The following is a 23,873-nucleotide window of genomic DNA, read 5'->3' as shown; positions in this document are numbered from 1 at the left end:
GTGGTCAAGATATGAGGTGAGAGGGATTGTGGCAGTGGTTTCATGAGGTTTTCCTTGCGCCAAGCAGTTTCAACCACTGGCGAGCGCCGAGCAGCAGGGCCCCCGAGCCCAGCAGCAACCAGGATTTGGTCATCAGGCTGAGCCCCAGATCGTAGTAATAGAGGGAGCCAAAGCCCAGCAACAGCAGGCCCGCCAGGGTCATGAGGCCGAGGCTGCCGCCGTAGAAGCCGAGCACCAGCACCAGGGCACCGGCCCCCATGCCGGGGATGATGGCGCTAATGAGCACCAGCGGCAGGGCGCAGAGCAGGGGTAGTTTGAGGCGCACCATGACCCCGAGCAGCAGGGCGGCGCAGAGCAGGGGGTTGAGCCAGAGGGGAAGGCGGGAGCCGCCGAGCTCGTCAAGCACGCTGGCGCCCCCCTCCCAGAGCGGGTGATGCAGGCGGCCCAGTACCAGCAGGGAGAGGGCCAGCCCCAGGGTCAGGGACTCGTAGAGTTGATGGCGCCTGGGATCGCGCTCGGCCTGCAGCCAGCAGGCGGCGAGGGCGGCCATCACCAGCGGTAGAGCCAGCAGCTGCAGGCCGAGGCAGGCGAGACCGAGGGCCAGCAGGATGGCGGCGGCGAAGCTGTGGAACAGCCGCACCAGCCAGTGCTCGAACAGGGCGGCGATGGCCAGCGCCAGCAGGGTGAGCCCGAACCAGAGGGGGGCCGAGTCCAGATCCAGCCGATCCAGCAGGCCGTAGAGCAGCCAGGCGTCCGCCGCCAGTGCCAGGGCCAGCACGAACTGATCCCGCAGATCGCTGGCCTGGGGGCCCCGCGATGCGCTGCGGTTGAGACCGAGGGCCGCCACCATCAGCACGGCGCCGGTGGCGAGGGCGTGGTTTGCCTCCTGGATCCAGGACTCCAGCGCCATGAAGAGGAAGAACAGCAGGAAGAGGGCAGCCAGCCAGCCGACCACGCCGAGCAGAAAGCGGCTCGACCAGTGGGGTTGCTCATCCCTCGGGGCATCCCCCTCGACGAGCTGGGCGGCTTGCAGCCGCTGCCAGGGGGTCAGTTCGGACATGGGATTGCCTCCGTGATGAGGGTCGGTGACGTGGCCGCCAGGGGCGCGCGCCGGGACTGCCAGCCAGTGAACTCAGCCATGACGCCTCCGTTGTTGTTGCAGCCAGCGGCTCGCGGCCACCGAGAGGCCGATGGCGATGAGGCTGAGCAACAGGAAGCCGTTGATGTCGGGCTCCATCCACTTGCCGAGCGCCGCCAGGATGACGGCGATGAGGCTCAGGCATCCCATGGCGAGACCGGCGATGAAGCGACCATGCCAGCGCAGGTAGGCGGCGGCGAGCCAGCCGAGCCAGAGGGGCCAGACCCAGGGAGAGGCTGCGTCAAACAGCGCCAGCAGGGTCAGCAGGGTGATGCCAAGGCCGGCGGCCAGGCCCGCCAGCCAGGAGGGCATCAGCCCCCATCGGGCGGGCGCCGGGATGAGGGCACCCCAGAGGGCGAGGTTGAACAGGGAGAGGCTCCAGCCGAGGGCCTCCTCGTCAAAGGCGAAGAAAAAGTCAAACAGGCCGAGGCGCCAATAGAGCACCAGGGCCAGTTGGCCGAGCAGCCAGCAGAGGGTCCAGAGCAGGGGACTGGTGCCGAGCGCCGCCAGGGGCGTGAGCAACAGGGCCCAGGTGGCGAACAGCTGCCAGGGATCGGCACCGGTCTGGTAGGTCTGGCCCACCAGGGCCAGCAGGGCCCCGATGTTGAGGGCGACGGCCAGCAGCAGGGCCTGGCGCGCGCCCCCCGTCATGGGTCGCTTCCACAGCAGCACCAGCATGGCGAGCAGGGGCAGTTCCAGCAGGGCGAGGCGGGAGAGGCGGCCCAGCTCCTGCCAGTTGAAGGCGACGAAGAACACCAGCCCGGCGCCGAGGCAGAGGCTGCCGAGCCAGAGCAGCAGCCGGTCGAACAACCACTGCCAGCGCTGGGCACTGGGGGGGAGATCCAGCAGCGCGAGAGCCGCCGGCAGTCGCTCGGGGGCCAGGCTGCCACGCCTGACCCAGTCGAGCAGGGTTTGTCTGGAGGTGAAGTGCATGGCAAGGCTCCCAAGTGCCTGTCTGTCCTTGTATTTGTCGCATTATGGCACGGCAACGTGATGGGGGGCAGACCCTGTCGGAGGGGTTGCGACAGGGGGGCGCGGGGTTCAGGGAATGCCTACAAAAAGCCCCGCGGTGTGCGGGGCTGATGAGGGTGGGGCCTCTGGTGCCATCGGTCAGTGCTCACGCTGACCCCGGCAGCCTATGGCGGCCCGTCTCAGACGAAGATGAGGGTGCTGATGCCCAGTCCCACGAAGAGGATGGCGCAGGCGATGCGGATCCCCTTGAGGGGCAGCTTGTCGGCACCGAGTTTGCCGAGCAGCACCACGGGCACGTTGGCCAGCATCATGCCGAGGGTGGTTCCGGCGATCACCTGGGTGAGGGAGTCGTACTTGGCGGCCAGCAGCACGGTGGCTATCTGGGTCTTGTCGCCAATCTCGGCGATGAAGAAGAGCACGAAGGTCGCCATGAAGGGACCGTATTTGTCCAGCGAGCTCTCTTCGTCGTCCATCTTGTCCGGCACCAGGATCCAGATCGCCATGGCGATGAAGGCGGCGGCCACCAGCCAGGTCATGAGATGGGGATCCAGCCAGCGGCTGATGAAGCCCCCAATCCAGGCGGCCCCTGCGTGGTTGAGCAGGGTCGCCACCAGCATGCCGGCGATGATGGGCCAGGGTTTTCGAAAACGACAGATAAGCAGCAACGCCAGGAGCTGGGTCTTGTCGCCGATTTCGGCGATGGCCACGCTCAGGGTTGAGGTCAACAAGGCTTCCATAAAAAAGTAACCGGGGGACGGAATTGTTATACCTGAGACAAGCCTGCGCCATCCGTCCCCGGTATTGGCACTGGCCCGTCAAAGGTCTTGTCAAATCCGGCGTTCTCCGGATCACCCTGACCATGGTGAGTTGGCACCAAGTGTGTTGATCAGGATCGCGGGTCGGACTGGGCAAAAGCCGACCGGCCGCGAGACTACTCCCCCTCGATGGGAGCGGGCATTCTAGGGAAAAAGGGGGAGGGAAACAAGGATGAAAAAGCCGGGGGCTAGCCGCCAACCAGCTTGACGCTGAAACCCGCCTTCTCCAGTTCGGCCTTGATGAGTTCCCGTTTGTCACCCTGGATCTCGATGATCCCCTCCTTCAGGCCCCCGCCGGTGCCGCACTTTTTCTTGAGCAGGGTGGCGATGCTCTTCTGTTGATCCTGCGGCACGCCGTGGATGGTGATGACGCCGGCGCCCTTGCGTCCCTTGGTCTCGCGTCGAATGCGAACGAGCCCGTCGGTGGGGAAGGGGGAGGCGTTTTGGGGGGCGGTTTGTTCTTTGATCATGCCGCCATCCGTGCTGTAAACCAGGCGGCTGTTATTGTCTGGGGTCATGGCAGTTCTTGTGGATTAGCTGAACGGAGTTTGATTTTACGCAAATAAATCTTGGGGGCACAGCTTATAATTCCCGGACTAAAAGCGAATTATTCTTGTTTATCATCAGGAGTCCGTCATGGTACTCACGCAGTTGTCGCCGGGGCAGAGTGCTCGCATCAAGAACATGAATCAGTTGACGCGCCCGTTGCGACGCAAGTTGATGGTGATGGGCCTCTTGCCCCAGACCGAGGTCATTTTCCTGCGGGCGGCCCCGCTCGGGGATCCGCTTCAGATCCAGTGCCAGGGCATCTGTCTCTCCATGCAAAAGAGCCTGGCACGGCAAATCGAGGTGGAACCGGTATGAGTTACAACCTGGTCACCGTCGGCAATCCCAACAGCGGCAAGACATCCCTGTTCAACGCCCTCACCGGTGCCCGCCAGCAGGTGGGCAACTGGAGCGGGGTCACCGTCGACAAGAAGATGGGCGAGTTCTTCTCCGGCGAGCACGAGTGCCAGCTGACGGATTTGCCCGGCATCTACGCCCTGGCCAATCAGGAGGCGAGCCTGGACGAGCAGATCGCCAGCCGCTTCGTCGAGGGCCAGCAGCCGGATCTGCTGCTCAACGTCATCGACGCCGCCAATCTGGAGCGCTCGCTCTACCTCACCCTGCAACTGCGTGAACTGGGCCTGCCCATGGTGGTGGTGCTCAACAAGATGGATCTGCTGCAAAAGCGCCGCGTCACCATAGACGAATCCCTGCTGAGCGAGGCCCTGGGTTGCCCCGTGGTGTCGCTCTCCGCCCACAACCGCCAGCAGGTGGCGGCCTTCAAGGCACAGATCCAGGGCTTCATCGGCAAGGTTGCTCCGGCCCTGGTGCTCGACTACGGCCAGCCGCTGGAGGCGGACATCGCCGAGCTTGAGACCCTGCTCGCCCCCCATCACCTCAACGCCCGTGGCCGCGCCCTGCGCCTGCTGGAAGAGGACGATGCCATGCAGGAGACGGTGCAGGCCGGTCAGCAGGCCGCCGTCAACAATCTGGTGAGCCGGGCTCATGGCGCCCAGGATATCGACTTGCAACTGGCTGACTTGCGCTATGGTCACATCCACCACTGGAGCCAGCAGGCGTGCAAGCAGCAGGGCAAGCTCACCGTCGCCCAGAGCGAATGGCTGGACAAGGCGCTGCTCAACCGCTGGGTTGGCATCCCCTTCTTCCTCTTGGTGATGTACCTGATGTTCATGTTCGCCATCAACGTGGGCAGCGCCTTCATCGACTTCTTCGACATCATGGGGGCGGCCCTGTTCGTGGATGGGGTGCACCACCTGCTCGGCCTGATCGGCGCCCCCGACTGGCTGGATGCGGTACTGGCGGACGGCGTCGGCGCCGGTCTGCAGACGGTGGCCACCTTCATCCCCGTGGTGGGCTGCCTGTTCCTCTTCCTCGCCGTGCTGGAGAGCTCGGGCTATCTGGCCCGCGCCGCCTTCGTGGTGGACGCCCTGATGCGCCGTCTCGGCCTGCCCGGCAAGGCCTTCGTGCCCATGCTGATGGGCTTTGGCTGCACGGTGCCGGCGGTGATGGCGACCCGTACCCTCAACGCCGAGCGTGAGCGGCTGATGACCTCGGCCATGGCGCCCTTCATGTCCTGCGGCGCCCGCTTGCCGGTCTACGCCCTGTTTGCGGTGGCCTTCTTCCCGGAATCGGGTCAGAACCTGGTGTTCGGTCTCTACCTCATCGGCATCCTGGCCGCGGTGCTCACCGGCCTCTTCCTGCGCAGCACCTTGCTGCCGGGCAAGAGCGATTCCATGGTGATGGAGATGCCGGACTACGAGTGGCCCCGTCCGGTGGATGTGTGCCTGCGTACCTGGCAAAAGCTCAAGGCCTTCATCTTCGGCGCGGGCAAGACCATCGTGCTGATGGTGGCGGTGCTGAGCGTGCTCAACTCCCTGGGTACAGACGGCAGCTTCGGCAACCAGGATCAGGAAAACTCGGTGCTGAGCAAACTGAGCCAGACGGTGACCCCTGTGCTGCACCCCATCGGCGTGCGGGAAGAGAACTGGCAGGCGACGGTGGGCATCCTCACCGGCATCTTCGCCAAGGAGGCCGTGGTCGCCACCCTGAACAGCCTGTATGCCGGCAGCACAGGGGATGACGAGGAGAGTGAATACTCCCTGCTCGGCAGCCTGCAGGAGGCGCTCGCCACCATTCCTGCGAACCTCGCCGGCATCGATCCGACCGACCCCATGGGGATCAAGGTCGGGGATCTGGAAGATCAGCAGGTCGCGGCCGAGGAGCAGGAGGTCGACACCTCCACCTACGGCAACATGCAGACCCACTTCGATGGGGTGGCCGGTGCCTTCGCCTACCTGCTGTTCGTGCTGCTCTACATGCCGTGCGCCGCCGCCATGGGCGCCCTGGTGCGGGAAACCGGCCGCCAGTGGGCCCTGTTCACCGCCGCCTGGTGCAACTACCTGGCCTTCATGTGCGCCACCGTTTTCTATCAGTTGGCGACCTTTGCGGCCCACCCCGAGCAGAGCCTGCTGTGGCTGGCCTTCTACGGTCTGTCCCTGGTGCTGCTCTGGTGGCTGGGTCGTCGTCACGGCGACATCGCGGGTCGCAAGGTGATGGCCCTGTGAGCCAGCTTGCCGCGACTCGCCATATCAAGAGGAGAACCAGTCATGATCCTGCGCGAACTGGGTGATTACCTGGCAGCCCAGCAGAAGGTGAGCCGGGCAGAGCTGGCCCGCCACTTTCACACCTCGGAAGATGCGGTAGAAGCCATGCTGGGGGTCTGGATGCGCAAGGGCCGTGTCGCCAAGCGCGAGAGCCGGGTCTGCGGCGGCAGCTGCTGCGGCAAGCACCAGGAGGTGATGTTCGAGTGGTGTGAGCCGGGCCAGATAGGCCTGGTGCAAAAGAGCTGACGAGGCCAGTCTCGCCACCCTGTTTATCACTGCCTGAACACGAAAAAGGGAACCATGTCGGTTCCCTTTTTATATTCTTCAGATCCCTTCATCTGCCAGCGGCATGGGTTACAAGAGATCCTGCTGCCCGTCCTTGGTGGGTTCCAGGCTCCAGCTGCTGGCATCGGCGCTGCCGAGGATCTGCCCCTTCTCCCGCCACAACTTGATCTTGAGTCGCAGGTTGTTGGCGGAGTCGGCGTTCTTCACCGCCTCCTCTTCATCGATGGCCCCTTCCACCACCAGATCGAACAGGGCGGTGTCGAAGGTGACCATGCCAAGGGCCCGGGATTTCTCCATGATCTCCTTGAGGCTGGCAAACTCGCCGCGCTTGATGAGATCCCGAATGGTATGGGTGCCGAGCATGATCTCCACCGCCGCCCGCCGTCCGCCATCCAGCGTCTTCACCAGCCGCTGGGAGACGAACGCCTGCAGGTTGTTGCCCAGATCGTTGAGCAACTGGGCCCTGCGCTCCTCGGGGAAGAAGTTGATGATGCGATCCAGCGCCTGGTTGGCGTTGTTGGCGTGCAGGGTGGAGATGGCCAGGTGCCCGGTCTCGGAGAAGGCGAGGGCATGCTCCATGGTCTCGCGGTCACGAATTTCCCCGATGAGGATGACATCCGGCGCCTGGCGCAGGGTGTTCTTCAGGGCGGCGTGGAAGCTGCGGGTGTCCACGCCCACCTCCCGCTGGTTGATGATGCTCTTGCGGTGGCGATGGACGAACTCCACCGGATCCTCGATGGTGATGATGTGGCCGCTGTGGTTGCGGTTGCGATGGTCGATGAGGGCCGCCAGCGAGGTCGACTTGCCCGAGCCCGTGCCGCCGACGAACAGCACCAGGCCGCGCTTCTCCATGATGGTGTCGAGCAGCACGGGAGGGAGCTTGAGATCCTCGAAGCGGGGGATCTCGGTCTTGATGTTGCGCGCCACCAGCGAGACTTCGTTGCGCTGCTTGAAGATGTTGATGCGAAAGCGGCCGACCTGGGGCAGGGAGATGGCGAGGTTCATCTCCAGCTCCTTCTCGAACTGCTGCTTTTGCTCCGCATCCATGATGTCGTCGGCAATCTTTGCCACGTCTCCGGGCCCGAGGGGGGTCTCGCTCAAGGGGCGCAGGGCGCCGTTGAACTTGGCGCACGGGGGAGCGCCGGTGGAGAGATAGAGGTCGGAGCCATCCTGCTTGGCCAGCGTTTGTAACATGTCTCGCAATTCCATGGGGGCCTCTTGCTCAAAGGGATGCGGTGGGGACTGTGGTTGAGTGTACAGGCTCAGATGCCGGTGAGTTTCTCGCGAAACACAAAAAATACCGCGCCGAGGATGCAGAGGCCGGCCCAGAGGTAGTCCCATTTCAGGTCTTCTTTCAGATAGAAGATGGAGAAGGGAACGAACACGGTGAGGGTGATCACCTCCTGCAGGATCTTGAGCTGACCGACCGACAACACGGTGTGGCCGATGCGGTTGGCAGGCACCTGCAACAGATACTCGAACAGGGCGATGCCCCAGCTGACCAGCGCGGCGATGATCCAGGGCTTGTGGTTCATGCTCTTGAGATGGGCATACCAGGCGAAGGTCATGAAGACGTTGCTGCAGATGAGCAGGCCTATGCTGGTGATGATAGGGTTCATTAGGTTCTCCTTTGAAATCAAGCGCATTTTATCTCGACTCCATGGGTTTCCATAAGTGGGGCTTGCGGGTATTTTTAGCGCACAAGGATGAAGACAACAGAAGGCTGAGATGGATGGGCAAGACAAGCTGGGGAGTGCTTGGTCTGCTGTTTGCCTGCATGGCGCCTGTGGCCATGGCGGCCAGCGGTGCGCCGACCCTGACGGTGGCGACGGATGTGTGGCCCCCGTTTCGCATGCTGGCGCAGGATGGGCACTTTTATGGGCTGGATATCGATATCCTGCGCCGGCTGCAGGCCCGCAGCGGTGTCAGCCTCACGCTCAAGCGGGTGCCCTGGGGGCGCGCCCTCAAGCAGATGCAGACCGGCCAGACGGACCTGATGATAGGGCTGGCCCACACCCCAGAGCGGGCCGCCTTCATCGATTACCTGCAACCGGCCTACTATCAGTGCCGCCCCGCCTTCTACGGCAAGGCCGGGGCCGTGCTCGGCATCCGGCAGTACGAGGATCTGCGTGGACGCGAGGTGGGCTATGTCCTCAATTCTGCCTACTTTGATCCCTTCGATGATGACCCCTGGATCGACAAGCACGGCGTACCGACCGAATCCCAGTTGCAACGCATGGTGGAACGTGGCCACCTGCCGCTGATGATAGGCACCGACTGCCAGGTGGATTACGCCCTGAGCAAGCGCAACGCCGGCGCCCTCCTCAAGGCGGACTATCAGCCGCCATCCCCGGTGGTGCTCTACCTCGGGATCAGCAAGCGCTCACCCCATCATGATCTGGCTCCGGCCCTGGTGAAGGCCCTCAAGGAGATGGTGGCCAGCGGCGAGATAGAGACCCTGGCCAAGCCTTACCACCCTTGACCTCGGGTGGTCAGGCGCTGGTATCATGCACCCTTGCTGGCGGCCCGCTTTGGGTCGCATCTCTCTCATCGGGGATCCCGCTTGTATCTCGCTCTCATCCATCGCCAGCAGCGCTGGCAGCGTTATTGGCTGCTTGCCCTGCTGCTGCTCACCTTGCTGCTGTTTGTGTTCTCCCTCGCCTGGGGGGAGTTTGTGCTGCTGCCCTGGCACCCCATGAGCGATCTGGAGCAGCGCATCCTGCTGGACCTGCGCCTGCCGCGCGCCCTGCTGGCCCTGCTGGCGGGGGCGGCGCTCGCCTGTGGCGGTGCCGTGCTGCAGGTGATGCTGCACAACCCGGTGGCGGAGCCCGGCCTGCTCGGCGTCTCGAGCGGGGCAGGGCTTGCCGCCATGATAGCCATGGCGGTGGCCCGCGCCCTCGGGGTCTATCTGCCGGGCTGGGGCTTGTCCCTTGCCGCCTTCGGTGGCGCCCTGCTGGTGACCATGATGCTGATCCGGCTGGCCCGCTGCGCCCGCCTCGGCCACACCCGCTTGCTGCTGTTCGGGGTCGCCATCGGGATCCTCACCAATGCCGCCATGACCTGGCTGATGTATTTCGCCGATGACGCCTCCTTGCGGGAATTCATGTTCTGGATGATGGGCAGTCTCTCCTATGGCAGCCAGCAGCTCGGCTGGTGGTGGCTGGTGCTGCCGCTGACCCTCGGCTGGCTCTGCCTGCAGGGGCGGGCCTTGCAACAGTTGCTGCTGGGGGAGACCCAGGCTCGCCTGATGGGGCTGGACGTGGACAGGGTGCGGGTGCAACTGGTGCTGGTGGTCTGCCTGCTCACCGGCCTCGCGGTGGCCCTGTGCGGGGTCATCGGTTTCGTCGGCCTGGTGGTGCCCCATCTGCTGCGCCTGTGTGGTGGCAGTGATCAGCGCTTTCTGCTGCCAGCCTCGGCCCTCGGTGGCGGGGCCCTGCTGCTCGGGGCCGATCTCATCGCCCGCTCCGCTCTCGATGCCGGCGAGCTGCCCATCGGGGTCATCACCGCCTCGGTGGGGGCGCCGCTCTTTATCTACCTGCTGTTGAGGCAAGATGCCGATGTCGCCCGTTAACGTTTCCGCTGCGTTCTCACCCGTGCTGGCGGCCCGCGCCGTGGCCATTCCCACGCGGCTGGCCCCGCTGGATCTGGCGTGGCAGGGGGGGCAACTGGTGGCCCTGCTCGGCCCCAATGGCAGCGGCAAGTCGACCCTGCTCGGCGCCCTGGCCGGGCTCCTGCCTTCGCAGGGGAATGTGCTGCTGGATGGGCAGTCCATATTGGACATGAGCTGGCCAGAGCTTGCCAGGCAGCGCGCCATGCTGCCACAGCGTCAACCCCAGCTGTTTCATATTCCGGTGTTTCAGGTGCTGAGCCTGGGGCTGGATGAGGCGACCGAGCCCGATGCCCGCAATCAGGCGGTGCTCGCCCTGTGCCGCGAACTCGAACTCGATGCCCTGCTGGCACGGGATTTCAGCCGCCTCTCCGGCGGTGAGCAACAGCGGGTGCTGATCGCCCGTACCCTGCTGCAGATCTGGCCCGGGCTCAACCCGGCAGGCAGGGTGCTGTTGCTGGACGAACCCCTGGCGGGACTGGATCTGCATCACCAGCTGGCCCTGTTGCGGCTGCTCCAGCGCCTCTCCCGGCAGGGGCTGCTGGTGGTGATCGCCATTCATGACATCAACCTGGCCATCGACTGGGCGGATCGGATCCTCTGCCTGCAACAGGGGGCGCTGGTGGCCGAGGGGGGCGTCGATATTATCGATGAAGCACTGCTGGCACGGGTGTTCCAGATAAAGACGGATCGCATCGAGGCAGATGGCCGGGTCTGGTTCAGACCGAGCCTGTAAACACCTCGCCCCTTATCCCCTTTCTTTAAATAAGCGGGAAAAGGGCGCCGTTACGTTGGCCGAATGAGCGCTCCTGTTGATCACTCGCCACAAGACGAAAGGGCCAGACACCTGCGGTGTCTGGCCCTTTGCATGGCGTGTTTCGGCGAGTTAGCCCGCTTGCTTGTCCAGCCGTACCTGGGCGGCCTCGGCCAGCATGGCCAGCAGGGTCTCGGTATCGTTCCACGACAGGCAGGCATCGGTGATGCTCTGGCCGAAGGTGGCGGCGCAGCCGTTCTCCACGTCCTGACGCCCTTCCACCAGGAAGCTCTCGGCCATGATGCCGGCGATGCCGGTACGGCCGCGGCGCAACTGATCGCAGATGTCCTGGGCCACCAGCAGCTGGCGGCGGTGATCCTTCATGCTGTTGCCGTGGCTGAAATCCACCACCAGCCGCTCGGGCAGGCCCACGTCGGCCAGCGCCTCGCATGCCTCATCGACACTGGCGGTGTCGTAGTTCGGCCGATGGCCGCCGCGCAGGATCACGTGACCGAAGGGGTTGCCGGCGGTGCGGTAGATGGTCATCTTGCCGTCCTTGTCCGGGGAGTAGAAGATGTGGCTGTGGCGGGCGGCGCGCACCGCATCGATGGCGATGCGGGTGTTGCCGTCGGTGCCGTTCTTGAAGCCGACCGGGCAGGAGAGGGCGGAGGCCATCTCGCGGTGAACCTGGGATTCTGTGGTGCGCGCACCGATGGCGCCCCAGGTGATGAGGTCGCTGATGTACTGGCCGGTCACCATGTCGAGGAACTCGGTGGCGGTGGGCATGCCGAGGGCGTTGATGTCCACCAGCAGTTTGCGAGCGAGTTTCAGCCCCTCGTTGACGTCGAAGCTGCCATCCAGGCGCGGATCGTTGATGAGCCCCTTCCAGCCGACGATGGTGCGCGGCTTCTCGAAATAGGTGCGCATGACGATGCACAGGCTCTGCTGGTACTGCTCGCGCAAGGCGTTGAGGCGCTGGGCATATTCGTGAGCGGCGACGGGATCGTGGATGGAGCAGGGGCCGACGATGACCAGCAGGCGCTGATCCTCACCGGCGAGAATGGCTTCCACCTCCCGGCGGGCGTCCAGCAGGTTCTGGGCGATCTGGTCGTTGATGGGGAAGGCGTGCGCGAGTTCGCTCGGAGTGATCAGGGACTCCAGGCGGCGGGTGCGCAATTCATCGGTGTGAATGGACATACGACTCAATTCTCGAATAGGTGGTGTGGACCGCCATGGGCAGGCCCTGATAAATGCAGTGCCGAAAAGGCAGAGGGATAAAATAAAGCAAAAACCCCCTGATGGAAACCATCGCGCCTCTGCTAGGATGTGAGCCCAAAAGCCATTTCAATGAGGTAGTTATCGTGGCAAAGCCAGGCGCGACCGGGTTAACCCGTATCATCAACGCAACCGGTTACAGCATGAAGGGGCTCAAATCAGCCTGGATCAACGAGGCCGCCTTCCGTCAGGAGCTGGTGCTGGTGCTGCTGTTGATGCCGCTGGCCTGCTGGCTCGGGGACTCCCTCAATCAGGTGCTGCTGCTCATCGTCATCAGCTGGCTGGTGGTGATCGTCGAGGTGCTCAACTCCGCCATTGAAGCGGTGGTGGACCGCATCGGCTCCGAGCATCACGAACTCTCCGGCCGAGCCAAGGATCTCGGCTCCGCCGCCGTCTTTATCGCGCTGGCCCTCAACGCTCTGGTCTGGGGCGCCCTGATTGGCCGCAACCTGCTCGGCTGGTGGTAGTTAAGGCCCGATTTTCTATTACGTTTTCACCTCTCACGCCAGGAATAGAGCAGGGTGAGGGGCGTCCCTTTTTCCCCTCATCCCCAACCCTTCTCCCGCGAGGGGAGCAGAGCGCGAACAGGGGATCTGTGGCATAAAAAAGCCCGTCATCAGACGGGCTTTTTTGCTTTGGGAAAGGGAGCAAGGCATCAGTGCAGGATCCGGGCACGGATGGTGCCGCCGATCTCCTTGAGCTTGGTCAGTGCCTTCTCGCTGTGCTCCGTCTCCACGTCGATCACCACATAGCCAATCTCGCTGCTGGTCTGCAGGTATTGACCGGCGATGTTGATCCCTTCGTCGGCGAAGATCTGGTTGATCTGGTTCATGACGCCGGGCTGGTTGCGGTGGATGTGCAGCAGGCGGCTGGAGCCCTTGTGACCGGGCAGGGAGACCTCCGGGAAGTTGACGGCGGAGAGGGTGGAGCCGTTGTCGGAGTATTTCACCAGCTTGTTCGCCACTTCCAGCCCGATGTTCTCCTGCGCCTCCTGGGTGGAGCCGCCGATGTGGGGGGTCAGGATGACATTGTCCAGACCGCGCAGCGGCGTCAGGAACTCCTCGTCGTTGGACTTGGGTTCGACGGGGAAGACGTCGATGGCGGCGCCACTGAGGTGGCCGCTCTTGATGGCTTCCGCCAGGGCCTCGATGTCCACGACAGTACCGCGGGAGGCGTTGATGAAGACGGCGCCCGGTTTCATCATGCGCAGCTGCTCGGCACCGATGAGATTCTTGGTGGAGGCGGTTTCCGGCACGTGCAGGCTGATGACGTCAGACATGTTGAGCAGTTCCACCAGGTTCGGCACCTGGATGGCGTTGCCAAGGGAGAGTTTGTTCTCGATGTCGTAGTAGTAGACCTTCATGCCGATCATCTCGGCGATGATGCCAAGCTGGGTGCCGATGTGGCCGTAGCCGATGATGCCGAGCTTCTTGCCACGGGCTTCGACGGAGCGGTTGGCGAGCTTCTCCCAGACGCCGCGATGGCACTTGGCATTCTTCTCGGGAATGCCGCGCAGCAGCAGCAGGATCTCCCCCAGCACCAGCTCGGCGACGGAGCGGGTATTGGAGAAGGGGGCGTTGAACACCGGAATGCCGCGCACATGGGCGGCGTCGAGGGCGACCTGGTTGGTGCCGATGCAGAAGCAGCCGATGGCCACCAGCTTGTTGGCGGCATCCAGCACCTTCTCGGTGAGCTGGGTGCGTGAGCGCAGGCCCACGAAATGCACGTCGCGAATGCGCTCGATCAGATCCTCTTCCGACAACGAGGTCTTGAGGTACTCCACGTTGCTATAACCGGCAGCCCGGAAGGTTTCCACCGTGTTGGGATGGACTCCCTCCAGCAGCAACACCTTGATTTTATCCTTGTCCAGCGAATACTTGGCTGTCATGACGATCCCTCTGTTTTATATATGTGTGCGAAAAACGGTGCAGGTATGCGATGTGAAGAAAACCGTAAATTAGCAAAAACAGCGAGGAGAGGGAATATTTGTGACGAAAGTCAAATTCTTTGAAGTTTTCAACGATAGTTGTAGCTGAGACTATGTCGTTTGTTGAGCCAGAAACAGCAACGGCTCCCGAGGAGGCGCCGTTGCTGTTTTCACGGCAGAGGGGCCCTGGACGGGCCGCTCACCGTTGGCAGGGAGGCTTGGTTGGTGACCACGCCATCGGGAGTGCGGATCAGCACGACGTCTGCACCGCGGTGGGCGGAACATGGATCCTGGGTGACCACGCCGACCATGGCAGATGCCTTATTGGGTAACGACCCCATCGGGAGTGCCGATCAGCACGACGTCTGCACCACGGTGGGCGGAACATGGATCCTGGGTGACCACGCCGACCATGTCAGATGCCTTATTGGGTAACAACCCCATCGGGAGTGCCGATCAGCACGACGTCTGCACCACGGTGGGCGAACAGACCATTGGTGACCACGCCGACGATGGCGTTGAGCTGCACTTCCAGCCCCTTGGCATCGGTGATGGCCATGCCCTTGACGTCGAGGATGTGGTTGCCGTTGTCGGTCACCACTCCTTCACGCCACACCGGGTTGCCGCCGAGCTTCTTGATCTCGCGGGCCACGTATTCGCGGGCCATGGGGATCACTTCCACCGGCAGCGGGAAGGTGCCGAGCACCGGGACCGTCTTGGTGTTGTCGATGATGCAGATGAACTTGTCGGCCACGGCGGCGACGATCTTCTCGCGGGTGAGGGCAGCGCCACCGCCCTTGATCATGTCGCGGCTGGCGTTGATCTCGTCGGCGCCATCCACGTAGACGGAGAGGGCATCGATCTCGTTGAGATCAAACACGGGGATACCGAAGCCCTTGAGGCGCTCGGTGGAGGCGACGGAGCTGGAGACCGCGCCCTTGATCTCATCCTTCATGGTCGCCAGTGCGTCGATGAAGTGATTGACGGTAGAGCCGGTGCCGACCCCGACGATGGTGCCGGGAACCACGTATTTGAGCGCAGCCCAACCGGCCGCCTTCTTCATTTCATCTTGAGTCATGATGGATCCTTATGGAAAAAGCGGCGGCATTATATCCAAGCAATCCCTCGAGAGCGACCGCAGGGCGCATGTTTTGGCCCAAAAAGCCCCAAGATGTAAATCGTTTGCCTGTTTATTGGTCATGAGGCCTGGTGGCAGTCAAACATGTCGTCATTCAATCCGTTGGCAGCGTAGTTGACTGTCAGGCTGGATGGGATTGGGAGAAGTGCCATAGGCGGGCCGGGGTGAGGATCTGCGGCAGGGGCACGTCCCACTGCTCCTGCGGCACGCTGTCTACCTGCTGGCAGTCGTGGGCGAGGCCGAGTGGCAGGGGGCCAAGCCTGTGTTCATGCCAGCTGGCGAGGGTGCGATCGTAATACCCCCCTCCCATGCCGAGCCGGTTGCCTGTGGCATCGAAGGCCACCAAGGGGGTGCAGATGATGTCCAGCATGCTGTGGGGCACCACCTGCGACATGTCGAGCTCGGGCTCGGGGATGCCGAAGCGGTTTCGGATCATGGGGCTGGTGGCGGTGTAGCGCTGGAACAGTAGATGCCCCGGGGTGAAGGGGTGCAGCACCGGCAGGTAAACCTCTTTTTGCTGGCCCCAGAGCCAGTGAATGGCGGGCAGGGGATTGAGCTCCCCGTCGTTGGCCAGGTAGAGAGCGATACGCCTGGCTGCCAGGATCCCGGGGTGCTCCTTGAAGCCGACCACCAGTTGCTCTGCCGCCGCCTGCTGCTCGTCCTGACTCAGGCTCTTTCTGCGCTGGCGGATGAGCTGGCGCAGGGAATGACGTGCATCGGGGTGTTCAGGCTGACGATCCGGCATGGGGGCTCCTTGAGGATGATGAAGAGGGTGGGCAGAAGGCCGAGATTACCTTAACAAGGGCATGGCGGGATGAAAAGCGTCCCGACCCGCGGGTCAGGATTGGTGAAGGGCGCAGCCAAAGGTCTGGCCCTTCACGCAGAGGGGGCTCAGGCGACCTGGCGGTTGCCGGCAGCGCCCTGGGTCTGGTGCTTGATAAACACTGCAACGATGGCCGCCAGCGCCAGGGCCATCGGGTAGAAGCTCATGCTCACAACCGCGAGCGGCGACAGGGCGAAGATGGAGCCGAGCAGCAGGGCCTGGGCACCCCAGGGGATCAGCCCCTGCACCACGCAGGAGAAGATATCCAGCATGGAGGCGGCGCGGCGCGGGGTGACCCCGTGTTGCTCGGCCAGATCCCGTGCCACCTTGCTGGCGACGATGATGGCCACCGTGTTGTTGGCGGTGCACAGGTTGGTGAGACCTACCACCCCGGCGATGCCAAGCTCGGCCGCCTTCTCGTTCTGCTCCCCCTCATGGGCCCGGGTGAAGCGGGCGATGAGGGCGGCGATGCGGGCGCTGATCCAGGCAAGGCCCCCCTGGCGCTCCATCAGGGCACCGAGGCCGCCGATGAGCATGGAGAGCAGGAAGATCTCCTGCATGCTGGTGAAGCCCTGATAGATGTCCTTGCTGAACTGGCCGATGGGGTAACCCCCTACTAGACCCACGCCGCCGGCGGCCAGGATGCCAATTCCCAGCACCACGAACACATTCACCCCGGCCAGTGCCAGCCCCAGGATCAGCAGATAGGGCATCACCTTGAGCAGATCGGCGCTGGCGGCGGAGGCGGGGACATCCCCGGTGGAACCCAGCAGCAGATAGAGCAGGATCACCAGCACGGCGGCGGGGGCGGCAATCTTGACGTTCTCGCGGAACTTGTCCTTCATCTCGCAGCCCTGGCTGCGGGTCGCGGCTATGGTGGTGTCGGAGATGATGGAGAGGTTGTCCCCGAACATGGCGCCGGAGAGTATAGTGCCCGCCATCAGCACCGGGCTGATGCCGGTGGCATGGGCCACGCCGAGGGCCACCGGCGCCACGGCGCCTATGGTGCCCATGGAGGTGCCCATGGCGGTGGCAATAAAGGCAGAGATAAGGAAGAGGCCCGGCAGCAGACACCAGCCCGGGATGAGGGAGAGGCCGAGCGCGACCGTGGCATCGACCCCGCCGGTGGCCTTGGCCACGGTGGCGAAGGCGCCCGCCAGCAGATAGATGAGGCACATGGCCATGATGTTGCTGTCACCGACCCCCTTGAAGAAGGTCTCGAGGTTTTTGTTGAACCCCTCCCGACCCAGCATCAGCGCCAGCATGACGGCGGGCAGGGCGGCGACGGGGGCGGGCAGCTGATAGAAGGCAAACTCGACCCCCTGCAGGGTCAGCCAGGTGCCGGTACCGATGAAGAGAGCAAGAAAGACCAGCAGGGGCAGCAAGGCCCGGGCACTGGGTTGGGTCTGGATCATGTGTTCCTCGAAACTTGAACAATGACCTCCTGTCGCGGCCTGCGTGAGTCCGAAGCATGTCGGGCACAGGGTGGGCATCCTGCCGCTATGGGGGGCCTACAGTAGTGGGAGCGGGAGGCGGGGTCAAGATAGACGTCCAGATGGATAATTTTTTCTATCTGGTGATTTCGATTGGGTGATTAATTCCACTTAAAATTCGGTGATTTGTTTTGTTTGTTGTTTTTATGTCGGGTGTTGACTGGCGTCCACGGCGAGCTTTTCAAAGCGGACGCAGGCTGGTAAAACGGTCATCTTTCCATAAAAACAGATGAGAGGGTGGAGATGGACAATCCGATCCGTGTGGCCGTGATGGGCTGTAATGGTCGTATGGGCAAGGTGCTGCTGGAGGCCATTACCAATGCCGAGGGCGTGGTGGTCGGAGCGGCGCTGGAGCGACCGGGCTCTGCCATGATAGGTCTGGATGCCGGCGAGTTGAACGGCCTTGGCAAACTGGGCGTGCTGATCAGCGACAGCCTGGACAAGGTACGTGATGAGTTCGATCTCATCATCGACTTCACCCGCCCCGAGGTGACCCTGGCCAACCTGGCGTTCGCCAAGGCCCACGGCAAACAGATGGTGATCGGCACCACCGGCTTTGATGAGGCGGGCAAGGCCGCCTTGCACCAGGCCGCCAGCCAGATAGGCATCGTCTTCGCCTCCAACTACTCGGTGGGGGTCAACCTGGTGTTCAAGCTGCTGGAGCAGGCCGCCAAGGTGATGGGGGATTACACCGACATCGAGATCATCGAGGGGCACCACAGACACAAGGTGGATGCGCCGTCAGGCACCGCGATCTCCATGGGGGAGGTGGTGGCCAGGACGCTCGGACGTGACTTGAAAGAGTGCGCCGTCTACGGTCGCGAGGGGATCACCGGTGAGCGGGATCGCAACACCATCGGCTTTGCCACCATACGTGCCGGCGATCTGGTGGGGGAGCACACCGTCATGTTTGCCGACATCGGTGAGCGGGTGGAGATCAGCCACAAGGCGTCCAGCCGCCTGACCTTCGCCAATGGTGCCGTGCGGGCAGGCAAGTGGCTGAAAGATCAGGGCGCCGGTCTCTACGACATGCAGGATGTCCTCAATCTGAAATAAGGCTGTCCAGACTTGCCATCCGTCAGAAGAGAAACCCCGGTACGCCGGGGTTTTTTACATTAGTTGCCTAAACAAGGCTTAGTCATCATTTTTTGTCTGAACTGCCATAAAATCAACGCCTCCCCGAAACCTTCCCGCTCTGCATTGCGAAAATGTCATCAAAGGGTAACGGGAATGAGCCTCAATGATCCCGCTTGCCCCGTTTTCTTAACCGTCATCAAAGAGACTAAAAATTCAATCACATAAAAACGTTTTTCTTTGTTGATTGAAAGTTTTTTATCATAAAATGGCATTGATTGGCTCATGTTTGTTTTTTTGTGAAATCATAACTATCTGTAATTAATGAAATAAATATCAATTTGTGTATGAGTGATGGCTTTCTTCCTGCCTTTTGCGTCAGCTTTTTGATTTTCTTTTGGGGGAGGGGGTTGCAAAGCGGGTTAGTGCATAGATAATGGGTAATATTGCTTTTTTATTGAATTTAGATGCGTTTCAGGTGAGAAAAGACGTTGAAATGCGATCGTTTTTAAGTAGAATGCGCCCAATTTGCCAGAAATCTGCCGGGTCAGAGCCCTGTTTCAAACAGCGTAAAGACCCGCAACACCCAGGTAAATTGCTGAGTTTAAAGCTAAATAACTGGAGGTTGTCTTGAATCACACTGCATTGCTAGTGCTGGAAGATGGAACTGTGTTCAAAGGCGTGTCGATAGGCGCCGAGGGATGTTCCGTTGGTGAAGTGGTTTTCAATACGTCGATGACGGGCTATCAGGAAATCCTCACCGATCCCTCTTACTCCCGTCAGATAGTCACCCTCACTTACCCCCATATAGGCAACACCGGCACCAACAACGAAGATGAAGAGTCCAGTCAAATCCACGCACAAGGATTGATCATCCGGGACCTTCCGATACTTGCCTCCAATTTCCGCAATCAGCAATCCCTCTCCGATTACCTCAAGTCTCAAAACATCGTTGGCATCGCCGACATCGACACCCGCAAACTGACCCGCATCCTGCGCGAGAAAGGCGCCCAGGCCGGTTGCATCCTGGCGGGCAAACAGGTGGATGAGGCGTATGCACTCGAACAGGCCCGCGCCTTCCCCGGTTTGAAGGGGATGGATCTGGCAAAAGAAGTGACCGTCAGCGAGTCCTACAGCTGGACCGAAGGGAGCTGGCAGCTCGGCAAGGGCCATGTCACCCCGGCTGCCGATGAGCTCAAGTACCACGTGGTGGCCTATGACTTTGGCGTCAAGCGCAACATCCTGCGCATGCTGGTGGACCGTGGCTGCCGTCTGACCGTGGTGCCGGCCAAGACCCCGGCCGCCGAGGTGCTGGCACTGAACCCCGATGGCATCTTCCTCTCCAACGGTCCCGGTGACCCCGAGCCGTGCGACTATGCCATCGAGGCCATCAAGGACTTCCTCAATACCAACACCCCGGTGTTCGGCATCTGCCTCGGTCACCAGTTGCTGGGGCTGGCCTCCGGTGCCAAGACCCTGAAGATGAAGTTCGGTCATCACGGTGCCAACCACCCGGTGAAGAGCCTCGATGACAACACCGTCATGATCACCGCCCAGAACCACGGTTTTGCGGTGGACGAGGAGAGCCTGCCGGATTGCCTGCGCGCGACCCACGTCTCCCTGTTCGACGGCTCCCTGCAAGGCATCCATCGCACCGACCGCCCAGCCTTCAGCTTCCAGGGTCACCCGGAGGCAAGCCCGGGCCCCCACGATTGTGCCGGTCTCTTTGACCACTTTATTGAATTGATCAAGCAGTATCGCGCTTAAGAGGAAAAGAGAAGCCATGCCAAAACGTAACGACCTACAGAGCATCCTGATCCTCGGCGCCGGCCCCATCGTCATCGGTCAGGCCTGCGAATTCGACTACTCCGGCGCCCAGGCCTGCAAGGCCCTGCGCGAGGAGGGATACCGCGTCATCCTGGTGAACTCCAACCCGGCCACCATCATGACCGACCCGGAGATGGCCGATGCCACTTATATAGAGCCCATCACCTGGGAAGTGGTACGCGAGATCATCAAGAAAGAGCGCCCGGACGCCATCCTGCCCACCATGGGTGGCCAGACTGCGCTGAACTGCGCCCTGGCGCTGGAGAAGCACGGGGTGCTGGCGGAGTTCGGTGTCGAGATGATCGGTGCCACGGCGGACGCCATCGACAAGGCCGAGGATCGCTCCCGCTTTGACAAGGCCATGCGCAGCATCGGCCTCGAGTGCCCGCGCGCCGGCATCGCCCACAACATGGAAGAGGCCTGGGGCGTGCAACAGATGGTGGGCTTCCCCTGCATCATCCGTCCCTCCTTCACCATGGGTGGTTCCGGTGGCGGCATCGCCTACAACACCGAAGAGTTCGTCGAGATCTGTGAACGTGGCCTGGATCTCTCCCCCACCAAGGAGCTGCTCATCGATGAGTCGCTGATTGGCTGGAAAGAGTACGAGATGGAGGTGGTGCGGGACCGCAACGACAACTGCATCATCGTCTGCGCCATCGAGAACTTCGACCCCATGGGCATCCACACCGGTGACTCCATCACGGTGGCGCCTGCCCAGACGCTGACCGACAAGGAATACCAGATCATGCGCAACGCCTCCATGGCGGTACTGCGCGAGATCGGTGTCGAGACCGGTGGCTCCAACGTCCAGTTCGGCATCAACCCGAAAGATGGCCGCATGGTCATCATCGAGATGAACCCGCGGGTGTCGCGCTCCTCCGCGCTCGCCTCCAAGGCGACCGGTTTCCCCATCGCCAAGATCGCCGCCAAGCTTGCCATCGGTTACACCCTGGACGAGCTGATGAACGACATCACCGGCGGTCGCACCCCGGCCTCCTTCGAGCCGGCCATCGACTACGTGGTCACCAAGGTGCCGCGCTTCAACTTCGAGAAGTTTACCGGCGCCAACGACCGTCTCACCACCCAGATGAAGTCGGTGGGTGAAGTGATGGCCATCGGCCGCAACTTCCAGGAGTCCCTGCACAAGGCCCTGCGCAGCCTCGAAACCGGCAAGACCGGCTTCGACCCCATGGTGGACTTGAACGCACCGGACTCCCTGACCCGCATCCGTCACGAGCTGCAAGACGCGGGTTGTGACCGGATCTGGTACATCGCCGATGCGTTCCGCGCGGGTCTCTCCATGGAAGGGGTGTTCAAGCTGACCAAGATTGACCCCTGGTTCCTGGTGCAGATTGAAGAGCTCATCAAGCTGGAAGAGCAGGTCAAAGAGCGTGGCATGGCTGGCCTGGACGCCGACTTCCTGCGTACCTTGAAGCGCAAGGGCTTCGCCGACGCGCGTCTGGCCAAGATCCTCGGCGTGGCCGAGGGTGAGCTGCGCAAGCTGCGTGCCCGTCACAATATCTTCCCGGTCTACAAGCGGGTCGACACCTGCGCCGCCGAGTTCGCCACCAACACCGCCTACATGTACTCCAGCTATGACGAGGAGTGCGAGGCGGCGCCGAGCAACCGCGACAAGATCATGATCATCGGCGGCGGCCCGAACCGCATCGGTCAGGGCATCGAGTTCGACTACTGCTGTGTGCACGCGGCCCTGGCCCTGCGCGAAGACGGTTATGAGACCATCATGGTCAACTGCAACCCGGAAACCGTCTCCACCGACTACGACACCTCTGATCGCCTCTACTTCGAGCCGGTGACCCTGGAAGACGTGCTGGAAATCGTGCGGGTCGAAAACCCCAAGGGCGTCATCGTGCAGTACGGCGGCCAGACCCCGCTCAAACTCGCCCGCGCCCTGGAGGCAAACGGTGTGCCGGTGATTGGCACCAGCCCGGATGCCATCGACCGCGCCGAAGACCGCGAGCGCTTCCAGTCCGCCGTCGAGCGTCTGGCGCTCAAGCAGCCGGAAAACGGCACCGTCACGGCGCTGGAGCAGGCGGTGCAGGTTGCGGCCCGCATCACCTACCCCCTGGTGGTTCGCCCCTCCTACGTGCTGGGTGGCCGCGCCATGGAGATCGTCTATGACGAGCAGGACCTGCGCCGCTACTTCGCCGAGGCCGTGAGCGTCTCCAACGAATCGCCGGTACTGCTGGACCGCTTCCTGGACGACGCCACCGAGGTGGACGTGGACGCCATCTGCGACGGCACCGACGTGGTCATCGGTGGCATCATGGAGCACATTGAACAGGCCGGTATCCACTCCGGTGACTCCGCCTGCTCCTTGCCGCCCTACACCCTGTCCAAGGCCATCCAGGACGAGATGCGCGAGCAGGTTCGCAAACTGGCGCTGGAACTCGGTGTGGTGGGTCTGATGAACGTGCAGTTTGCGGTCAAGGACAACGAGATCTACCTCATCGAGGTGAATCCCCGCGCCGCCCGGACCGTGCCCTTCGTCTCCAAGGCGACCGGTGCGCCGCTGGCCAAGATTGCCGCCCGGGTGATGGCGGGTCAGAGCCTGAAAGAGCAGGGCTTCACCCAGGAAATCATCCCGCCCTACTACTCGGTGAAGGAAGTGGTGCTGCCGTTTGCCAAGTTCCCGGGTGTGGATCCGCTGCTGGGGCCGGAGATGCGCTCCACCGGTGAGGTCATGGGGGTGGGCAGCAGCTTCGCCGAGGCCTATGCCAAGGCCCAGCTGGGTGCCGGTCATCAGGTGCCGAGCGAAGGGCGCGCCCTGCTCTCCGTGCGCCACGGCGACAAGGAGCGGGTGGTGAACCTGGCGGCCAAGTTGCTGGAACTGGGCTATGAGCTCGATGCCACCCACGGCACCGCCGTGACCCTGGGGGAGGCGAGCATCAACCCGCGTCTGGTGAACAAGGTGCACGAGGGTCGTCCGCACATTCTGGATCGCATCAAGAATGGCGAGTACACCTACATCGTCAACACCGCCGAGGGGCGTCAGGCCATCGAGGATTCCAAGCAGCTGCGCCGCGGCGCCCTGCAGCACAAGGTGGCTTACACCACCACGCTGCACGCGGCCTTCGCCACCTGCATGGCCATCAGCGTCGATGCCACCGCCAATGTGAACTCGGTGCAGGAGCTGCACCACAAGGTGAACAACCGCTAAGGCACCCATGGCAAGGGCCGGGGACCTCGGCTCCTGTACTCCTCAAAACCCCGCCAGCGATGGCGGGGTTTTTGTTTACCCAATCCTGTGTGAAGAGAGCGGCGCTGGCTGAGGTGAAATGAACTCATAAATAGTTATATTTTAAGGAGTTGTTGCGCATATTTAGTCTTTAGTCGCCATCTTCGCAATCTTTCACCGCGTCCGCTTCCCTATACTGGTTTCTCATCACCAAGGTCATCCGCGTCTGCAGGTGCCGCTGTCGCAAGACAACGCATAGGCAGTGCGAGAGGATCAGGGTCAGCGGCTTACCCAGCCACGCTGGCCGGCTCCCCCTTATCAGGCGGGGCCCATGGAAACCGGTGGTGGGGTCATCGTCCCACCCCCTGTCAGGGCC

Annotated in this window: 22 protein-coding genes; 10 read left to right on the top strand and 12 right to left on the bottom strand. The window is 62.5% G+C overall.

Annotated features, from left to right (window positions below):
* Positions 1-40 precede the first annotated feature (40 nt).
* The 4 genes from VZC39_RS12705 to VZC39_RS12690 all read right to left on the bottom strand — a co-directional run bounded on the left by VZC39_RS12705 (position 41) and on the right by VZC39_RS12690 (position 3,443).
* Positions 41-1,060 (bottom strand): DUF4401 domain-containing protein, encoded by a 1,020-nt coding sequence (locus VZC39_RS12705; protein WP_434662953.1) that lies wholly within the window; start codon positions 1,058-1,060, stop codon positions 41-43.
* A gap of 72 nt (positions 1,061-1,132) precedes the next feature.
* Positions 1,133-2,071 (bottom strand): DUF2157 domain-containing protein, encoded by a 939-nt coding sequence (locus VZC39_RS12700; protein ID WP_349918392.1) that lies wholly within the window; start codon positions 2,069-2,071, stop codon positions 1,133-1,135.
* A gap of 218 nt (positions 2,072-2,289) precedes the next feature.
* A complete protein-coding gene (locus VZC39_RS12695; protein ID WP_349918390.1) occupies positions 2,290-2,847 on the bottom strand; it encodes a TMEM165/GDT1 family protein in 558 nt (185 codons plus the stop codon).
* Positions 2,848-3,113: 266 nt separating this feature from the next.
* A complete protein-coding gene (locus tag VZC39_RS12690) occupies positions 3,114-3,443 on the bottom strand; it encodes a translation initiation factor (protein ID WP_349918388.1) in 330 nt (109 codons plus the stop codon).
* A gap of 118 nt (positions 3,444-3,561) precedes the next feature.
* Between VZC39_RS12690 and VZC39_RS12685 the strand changes: the two genes are divergently transcribed.
* From VZC39_RS12685 to VZC39_RS12675, 3 genes are read left to right on the top strand one after another with little or no spacing between them, the layout of a single operon-like run.
* Positions 3,562-3,789, top strand: a complete 228-nt coding sequence (locus tag VZC39_RS12685; protein WP_349918387.1) for a FeoA family protein — start codon at positions 3,562-3,564, stop codon at positions 3,787-3,789.
* Positions 3,786-6,056 (top strand): Fe(2+) transporter permease subunit FeoB, encoded by a 2,271-nt coding sequence (gene feoB, locus VZC39_RS12680; RefSeq protein WP_434662949.1) that lies wholly within the window; start codon positions 3,786-3,788, stop codon positions 6,054-6,056. The genes VZC39_RS12685 and feoB overlap by 4 nt, the downstream gene beginning before the upstream one ends.
* Positions 6,057-6,098: 42 nt before the next feature.
* Positions 6,099-6,341: a FeoC-like transcriptional regulator gene (locus VZC39_RS12675; protein WP_434662946.1), complete on the top strand. Its 243-nt coding sequence runs from the start codon at positions 6,099-6,101 to the stop codon at positions 6,339-6,341.
* Positions 6,342-6,449: 108 nt separating this feature from the next.
* On the opposite strand, the gene tapW is transcribed toward VZC39_RS12675, so the two are convergent.
* Together tapW and VZC39_RS12665 are read right to left on the bottom strand one after the other, a co-directional pair.
* Positions 6,450-7,589 (bottom strand): type IVa pilus ATPase TapW, encoded by a 1,140-nt coding sequence (tapW, locus tag VZC39_RS12670; RefSeq protein ID WP_434662944.1) that lies wholly within the window; start codon positions 7,587-7,589, stop codon positions 6,450-6,452.
* A gap of 53 nt (positions 7,590-7,642) precedes the next feature.
* The gene (locus VZC39_RS12665; protein WP_349918382.1) at positions 7,643-7,999 is read right to left on the bottom strand and encodes a DMT family protein; all 357 of its coding nucleotides are present in this window, start codon (positions 7,997-7,999) and stop codon (positions 7,643-7,645) included.
* 113 nt (positions 8,000-8,112) lie between these two features.
* Here VZC39_RS12665 and VZC39_RS12660 point away from each other — a divergent pair, with 113 nt between their 5' ends.
* From VZC39_RS12660 to VZC39_RS12650, 3 genes are all read left to right on the top strand, one after another.
* Positions 8,113-8,862: a substrate-binding periplasmic protein gene (locus VZC39_RS12660; RefSeq protein ID WP_434662942.1), complete on the top strand. Its 750-nt coding sequence runs from the start codon at positions 8,113-8,115 to the stop codon at positions 8,860-8,862.
* 81 nt (positions 8,863-8,943) lie between these two features.
* Positions 8,944-9,951 (top strand): vitamin B12 ABC transporter permease BtuC, encoded by a 1,008-nt coding sequence (gene btuC, locus VZC39_RS12655; protein WP_434662940.1) that lies wholly within the window; start codon positions 8,944-8,946, stop codon positions 9,949-9,951.
* The gene (locus VZC39_RS12650; RefSeq protein WP_434662938.1) at positions 9,938-10,723 is read left to right on the top strand and encodes an ATP-binding cassette domain-containing protein; all 786 of its coding nucleotides are present in this window, start codon (positions 9,938-9,940) and stop codon (positions 10,721-10,723) included. Before btuC ends, VZC39_RS12650 begins: the two co-directional genes overlap by 14 nt.
* Positions 10,724-10,873: 150 nt before the next feature.
* On the opposite strand, the gene VZC39_RS12645 is transcribed toward VZC39_RS12650, so the two are convergent.
* On the bottom strand, positions 10,874-11,938 hold the full coding sequence (locus tag VZC39_RS12645) for a 3-deoxy-7-phosphoheptulonate synthase (RefSeq protein WP_434662936.1): 1,065 nt from the start codon (positions 11,936-11,938) through the stop codon (positions 10,874-10,876).
* A gap of 164 nt (positions 11,939-12,102) precedes the next feature.
* Here VZC39_RS12645 and VZC39_RS12640 point away from each other — a divergent pair, with 164 nt between their 5' ends.
* Positions 12,103-12,483 carry a diacylglycerol kinase gene (locus VZC39_RS12640; RefSeq protein ID WP_434662934.1) on the top strand — a complete coding sequence of 127 codons (381 nt, stop codon included), beginning with the start codon at positions 12,103-12,105 and terminating at the stop codon, positions 12,481-12,483.
* Positions 12,484-12,671: 188 nt separating this feature from the next.
* Here VZC39_RS12640 and serA read toward each other — a convergent pair whose 3' ends face one another.
* The 4 genes from serA to VZC39_RS12620 all read right to left on the bottom strand — a co-directional run bounded on the left by serA (position 12,672) and on the right by VZC39_RS12620 (position 17,319).
* Entirely contained in the window at positions 12,672-13,904 is a 1,233-nt protein-coding gene (serA, locus tag VZC39_RS12635) for a phosphoglycerate dehydrogenase (RefSeq protein WP_434662931.1), read from the bottom strand.
* 463 nt (positions 13,905-14,367) lie between these two features.
* Positions 14,368-15,021: a ribose-5-phosphate isomerase RpiA gene (gene rpiA / locus VZC39_RS12630; RefSeq protein ID WP_434662929.1), complete on the bottom strand. Its 654-nt coding sequence runs from the start codon at positions 15,019-15,021 to the stop codon at positions 14,368-14,370.
* Positions 15,022-15,202: 181 nt separating this feature from the next.
* Positions 15,203-15,826, bottom strand: a complete 624-nt coding sequence (locus tag VZC39_RS12625) for a 5-formyltetrahydrofolate cyclo-ligase (protein WP_434662927.1) — start codon at positions 15,824-15,826, stop codon at positions 15,203-15,205.
* Positions 15,827-15,972: 146 nt separating this feature from the next.
* Positions 15,973-17,319 (bottom strand): Na+/H+ antiporter NhaC family protein, encoded by a 1,347-nt coding sequence (locus VZC39_RS12620; protein WP_434662925.1) that lies wholly within the window; start codon positions 17,317-17,319, stop codon positions 15,973-15,975.
* Positions 17,320-17,640: 321 nt separating this feature from the next.
* Here VZC39_RS12620 and dapB point away from each other — a divergent pair, with 321 nt between their 5' ends.
* The gene (gene dapB, locus VZC39_RS12615) at positions 17,641-18,453 is read left to right on the top strand and encodes a 4-hydroxy-tetrahydrodipicolinate reductase (RefSeq protein WP_434662922.1); all 813 of its coding nucleotides are present in this window, start codon (positions 17,641-17,643) and stop codon (positions 18,451-18,453) included.
* Positions 18,454-18,611: 158 nt separating this feature from the next.
* Here dapB and VZC39_RS12610 read toward each other — a convergent pair whose 3' ends face one another.
* On the bottom strand, positions 18,612-18,758 hold the full coding sequence (locus VZC39_RS12610; RefSeq protein ID WP_434662919.1) for a hypothetical protein: 147 nt from the start codon (positions 18,756-18,758) through the stop codon (positions 18,612-18,614).
* A 343-nt stretch (positions 18,759-19,101) separates the two neighbouring features.
* Here VZC39_RS12610 and carA point away from each other — a divergent pair, with 343 nt between their 5' ends.
* Both carA and carB read left to right on the top strand, forming a co-directional pair.
* The gene (gene carA, locus VZC39_RS12605) at positions 19,102-20,238 is read left to right on the top strand and encodes a glutamine-hydrolyzing carbamoyl-phosphate synthase small subunit (protein WP_434662916.1); all 1,137 of its coding nucleotides are present in this window, start codon (positions 19,102-19,104) and stop codon (positions 20,236-20,238) included.
* 16 nt (positions 20,239-20,254) lie between these two features.
* Positions 20,255-23,479 carry a carbamoyl-phosphate synthase large subunit gene (gene carB, locus VZC39_RS12600; RefSeq protein ID WP_434662914.1) on the top strand — a complete coding sequence of 1,075 codons (3,225 nt, stop codon included), beginning with the start codon at positions 20,255-20,257 and terminating at the stop codon, positions 23,477-23,479.
* The last annotated feature ends 394 nt before the right edge of the window (positions 23,480-23,873 follow it).

The organism is Aeromonas sp. NJAU223 (assembly GCF_051125555.1).
Lineage (GTDB): Bacteria > Pseudomonadota > Gammaproteobacteria > Enterobacterales > Aeromonadaceae > Aeromonas > Aeromonas veronii_G.
The sequence above is the reverse complement of the archived record's forward strand: the minus strand, read 5'-3'. Positions and strand labels throughout refer to the sequence as shown.

Excerpts from the sequence above, each read along its gene's own strand:
- VZC39_RS12650 (WP_434662938.1), top strand. The coding sequence starts at position 9,938 with ATGTCGCCCGTTAACGTTTCCGCTGCGTTCTCACCCGTGCTGGCGGCC.
- VZC39_RS12675 (WP_434662946.1), top strand. The coding sequence starts at position 6,099 with ATGATCCTGCGCGAACTGGGTGATTACCTGGCAGCCCAGCAGAAGGTG.
- feoB (WP_434662949.1), top strand. The coding sequence starts at position 3,786 with ATGAGTTACAACCTGGTCACCGTCGGCAATCCCAACAGCGGCAAGACA.
- dapB (WP_434662922.1), top strand. The coding sequence starts at position 17,641 with ATGGACAATCCGATCCGTGTGGCCGTGATGGGCTGTAATGGTCGTATG.
- VZC39_RS12610 (WP_434662919.1), bottom strand. The coding sequence starts at position 18,758 with ATGAGCCAATCAATGCCATTTTATGATAAAAAACTTTCAATCAACAAA.
- rpiA (WP_434662929.1), bottom strand. The coding sequence starts at position 15,021 with ATGACTCAAGATGAAATGAAGAAGGCGGCCGGTTGGGCTGCGCTCAAA.
- tapW (WP_434662944.1), bottom strand. The coding sequence starts at position 7,589 with ATGGAATTGCGAGACATGTTACAAACGCTGGCCAAGCAGGATGGCTCC.
- VZC39_RS12625 (WP_434662927.1), bottom strand. The coding sequence starts at position 15,826 with ATGCCGGATCGTCAGCCTGAACACCCCGATGCACGTCATTCCCTGCGC.
- serA (WP_434662931.1), bottom strand. The coding sequence starts at position 13,904 with ATGACAGCCAAGTATTCGCTGGACAAGGATAAAATCAAGGTGTTGCTG.
- VZC39_RS12685 (WP_349918387.1), top strand. The coding sequence starts at position 3,562 with ATGGTACTCACGCAGTTGTCGCCGGGGCAGAGTGCTCGCATCAAGAAC.
- VZC39_RS12700 (WP_349918392.1), bottom strand. The coding sequence starts at position 2,071 with ATGCACTTCACCTCCAGACAAACCCTGCTCGACTGGGTCAGGCGTGGC.
- VZC39_RS12705 (WP_434662953.1), bottom strand. The coding sequence starts at position 1,060 with ATGTCCGAACTGACCCCCTGGCAGCGGCTGCAAGCCGCCCAGCTCGTC.
- VZC39_RS12695 (WP_349918390.1), bottom strand. The coding sequence starts at position 2,847 with ATGGAAGCCTTGTTGACCTCAACCCTGAGCGTGGCCATCGCCGAAATC.
- VZC39_RS12645 (WP_434662936.1), bottom strand. The coding sequence starts at position 11,938 with ATGTCCATTCACACCGATGAATTGCGCACCCGCCGCCTGGAGTCCCTG.
- VZC39_RS12620 (WP_434662925.1), bottom strand. The coding sequence starts at position 17,319 with ATGATCCAGACCCAACCCAGTGCCCGGGCCTTGCTGCCCCTGCTGGTC.
- VZC39_RS12660 (WP_434662942.1), top strand. The coding sequence starts at position 8,113 with ATGGGCAAGACAAGCTGGGGAGTGCTTGGTCTGCTGTTTGCCTGCATG.
- carB (WP_434662914.1), top strand. The coding sequence starts at position 20,255 with ATGCCAAAACGTAACGACCTACAGAGCATCCTGATCCTCGGCGCCGGC.
- VZC39_RS12690 (WP_349918388.1), bottom strand. The coding sequence starts at position 3,443 with ATGACCCCAGACAATAACAGCCGCCTGGTTTACAGCACGGATGGCGGC.
- VZC39_RS12665 (WP_349918382.1), bottom strand. The coding sequence starts at position 7,999 with ATGAACCCTATCATCACCAGCATAGGCCTGCTCATCTGCAGCAACGTC.